This window comes from Mycobacterium sp. DBP42 (assembly GCF_005924235.1).
Classification (GTDB): Bacteria; Actinomycetota; Actinomycetes; order Mycobacteriales; family Mycobacteriaceae; genus Mycobacterium; species Mycobacterium syngnathidarum.
Window position 1 is genome coordinate 1 of sequence record NZ_VCMY01000085.1, and the last position, 3,806, is coordinate 3,806.

At 58.0% G+C, this 3,806-nt stretch carries 2 protein-coding genes; both read right to left on the bottom strand.

From position 1 onward, the window contains the following. The coding region (locus E0T84_RS31435; protein ID WP_138746412.1) for a hypothetical protein at positions 1 to 1,332 on the bottom strand (1,332 nt) is incomplete at its 3' end. Positions 1,333 to 2,875: 1,543 nt separating this feature from the next. Next, positions 2,876 to 3,691 (bottom strand): DUF6602 domain-containing protein, encoded by an 816-nt coding sequence (locus E0T84_RS31440; protein ID WP_138746413.1) that lies wholly within the window; start codon positions 3,689 to 3,691, stop codon positions 2,876 to 2,878. Between the last annotated feature and the right edge of the window lie 115 nt (positions 3,692 to 3,806).

The window sequence follows — 3,806 nt, forward strand, 5'->3', positions numbered from 1 at the left end:
CCCCGGGAAAGCCCGCACCACCTGGCGAAACAGGACAATCCACCCACGCCTACACCCGAAAACTACTCCCCAGCAACACAACTCGACATCAGACCAAGCCCACGCCCATTTCCACGCAAAATCCGGGCTAGAGGCGGCCCAGGCAACGCGTTCAGATGCGTCGCCTAGTACTTCTGCGACGCCTCGGTGTCCCCACTTCCCGGTCACCACTAAGGCCCCCATGGCATTAACCGCAGCACAATCGCCGGACATCGATCTGGCGGTGCTTGCGAAGTGTGTGGCCACTTGTACTGCGCAGTTCTCAAGTGTGTCAGTCTTGGCAAGGTGGGCTAGCATTCGTTCAGCCGAGTCGGAGCCAATGTACGGTAATTTGGTCAGCCAGGCTCGGCGTGAGATGGTATCGAGCACGTTTTTGCGAATCGGCCGAAAGGTCAGCTGCTCGCTGAACGCCTTTAATTTCTCCACCTGGACGTATTCGCGTGTTATAGACTCGGACTCAAACTTGGTGTGGCCCCACAGTGAAGGTGTTAGATGTCTAGTTGCGATGTCTAGGCCGGCAATGTCTCGCAAGGCCGCGGATGCGAGGAGGTTTACGTCGACATCAGGATGCTGCTGCTTGATATCTCTGGCACTGATCTCGGCTTCGAGGTGTAACAACGATTCTGTCCATGATTCATCGACGCCCGACTTCTCGATACGATGCCCAAGCATTTTTTCGATCGGGGCGAGGTCGGTTGAAGAGACTAGGGAAGGGACGTGCCGCAAAACAGAATGAATTTCCTGATCGCCGTCCAGCGTTTCGATGAGGTTGGCGATGGTATCGCCTTTTGAAGGAATATATCTATGCAATGCCATGAAGAAATGTCTAGACCGAACAGGATGAAGTCCGCGCAACGCGCCACTTCGATCATCGAGAACGAGGTGTTCTCGGCGAAGTCGGTCGATCGCCGCATCGACAGCGAGTGCTGTTCCGCATCCGGCGAGCTGGTTCGGACGAAGCGAAAGTCCACAGCTGTCAGCCGCTGATATCAAGCGGGCAACATTGACCAGCGCATCGTCCCGAGATTCCAATAGTTGGTGGGCCTGATCAGTGAGAACGTCTGAAAGGCGGCGGCTGGTTGTTGCAAGGTGCATAAACTCAAGCATGAGCCCAGCAGACTCCCTCGCAACTATATCCCAGTCGATGCTGTCGGGGGAGCTGACTAATTTTTGGCGGCTCAGCGCCGCGGATAGTTCCGCTACTTCTTGTGGGTTTAGCGCTGGAATCGGAACCGAAATAGCGCCATTCGTCGTTAATTCGGGCCTGTACGCTTCTTCTCGAATTGTACCCACCAGGTGAACGCCACTCTTTGCGCTGCACATCCTCGATAGTCGGAGCCAGCACTCGAAAGTAAGGCTGTCAACGCCATCGAATAGCAACAGAAGCGGATAGGATTCCGAGGGGCGGAGCAATTCCACTAATGCAAAGATCCGAGTAGCATCCTCTGTGGAGTTCGGTGTAATTCGAAGTCGGCGATATCCAGTAAGCCGATACCCGGTCTTCCATAAAATCGTTGACTTGCCGGAACCGGATGGGCCAGTAATGAGCACCGCTCCACGTGTTCGTACGATATCGAGGACAGAGGCCTCCAAGTCGCGTCTAGATACCGCGTACCCTGCAAAGATGTGCTCTGGCTGTGCCGCAACGCCGGTCAAATACTCACTGCGTGGTCCAGCTGCTGACTCTTCGGGTAGCGGTGTTACGATTCCGCGTCTCTCGGTATCTGTTAGTGCTTCTGCAAACCACTGCCGTAAGCGAAGGCATAGCGCGTTTCCATCCGACAGTGACACCGTGGCAGCATTTTCCCATGTCAACGATGCGTTCAGCTGCGAGGCCCGTTGGACTTGTTCAAATAATGCGCACGCGAACAAATCTCCCACCTGTATTGGCACTTGAAAGTGGGATATTAGCGCCTTGCGGATAAGATCCCCGCGAAGGTCAGTCCGCACCAGATACGTTCGGCGCAGAAGATTTCGTATCTCATCGACTGATATCCGGGTCCGACTCGCGATCGCGTCTTCGATCCGTTGAAATGAGCCGGGAGTCACGGATGCCAATTCCATGATGCTGGTATCCCACCCGGTGTCGGGGGCAGCGTTTGGGAATGGTCCTGTGGAGAGAAGCGCTAACCTACTGTCGTGTCCTGGCCGGCGAGCGGTAACCAAGTGGGCAAGCGCGTCGCAGACCTCATCTGTCGTTAGCCCTGCTGTTCGATGCTTCACCTGCACATGCCACAGGATCGTTCCGTTCGGGTCTAGGACATCAAGATCTTCGTCGCCTTCAGGAATCACCTCCGCGCATGGTCCAAGTGGGAATGCACCAGCGAGCGCAGCACACGCGATCCAGGCTTGGGTGTTTACCCCGGCAACGTTGTGCGCACCATGGCGAGAGGACCGGAAGTGTGGCCCATCATCAGACGCTGTTCGAATTTGGGTTGGACGCCGAGCCCGTTTCTTTCCCACCTTCCGGATAAAATCACAAATCGGGGACCGCTTCAATCGGGCAAGCCGACCTTGTTCTTGTTCTGCGCCGGCATTTTGCGGCGCAGTTCAATGCAGTTCGATGCGCGGCCAAGATGTCGTGCCCAACGTTGCGCGAAGCTGCCGGTCGGAAGGCAGGTGGAAGCAATCCGGACGTCGTGGGGTTCACGCCGGGAGTGTCGGCAACTCGCAAGTGCTGATCTGTTGTGCTTCTGCGGGATCGATTCCCAGGGAACGTAAGAGCAGTTCGGTCGTTGTGGACCCCGCTTCACGCCGGGTCTGGTGCCCTTCGCGGATCATCCACATCGCGCAGGTGTAGGCGACCGTTGTATTCCCGTAGACATGGTTGTGTGGGTCAATCGCTGTCGCTCGCGCGTTGAGCAGACTCGATGTAGGCGGCGAAGTCCATGGCTGGCACCGTCGCCATTGCCTGGAGGCGTTTGAGCAGCCGCAGTGTGAAGAAGATGAGACTCGTTGTCGGATCGTTACTGGTCCAAAACTCGGCGCCGTCGGTCGGGGCGGGTGCTTCGAATGTTCCTGCGCGCAAGGCGCATCCGAAGTCTATGGCTTGATCGGCGGTGCGTGCTTCCAGTGCTTCCCGCAGAGGGCGGCCCAGCGGGGGGTTCCATGCGCTGTCGAGTGCCAGTAGGCCGCCGAGGATCCTTTTGGGTTTCTGGGCAGGGGCGACGCCGGTTGCTGTTTCGAATGCGACGGTCGTTCTGCGCAGGCGCCGCACTGAGGCGATCTTGTCGCCGGCGTATGCGATGTGGGACTTGTTGAGCGATTGTTTGATTTCGAACACTGCGTACACGCTTTCGGCGGGGATGAAGTGAGCACCACCGACCTCGAACAGAAGCGGCGAGTAGTGCCGGTCGTGCACGACGATGTCTAGCTGCTCGCTCATGGCGCCGTCTACGTCGATGACGAACGCTTTCGCGACGCCGTATCGGCGGGGGAGGAAGTCGGCGAGCATGCCGCGCCAGTCCAGTTCTGTTGCGTCGCCGAGTGTTCCGGGGTGCGCGAGCACTGTGCGCCCGAATCCGAGGTCGCTTTCGAGTTGTTGCTGGCGGGCGCGGAACGCCTCAGCGAGGTCGAACCTGTTCTGTGCCCCGACACTGGTTGAGTCCCCGCTATGGGTCATAGGCGTTGCCCCTTCATTGTCGGCGCTCATGGGTGTCATGGTGTGGTCAGATGGCAGGTTGGGCAGTCTGGTTGCGGTGGTGCGGGATCGAGCCATTTGGTCTCGCCGCAGCGCCGTACGTTGTACGGGGCGGGCCACATGGGGG

Excerpts from the sequence above, each read along its gene's own strand:
- E0T84_RS31440 (WP_138746413.1), bottom strand. The coding sequence starts at position 3,691 with ATGAGCGCCGACAATGAAGGGGCAACGCCTATGACCCATAGCGGGGAC.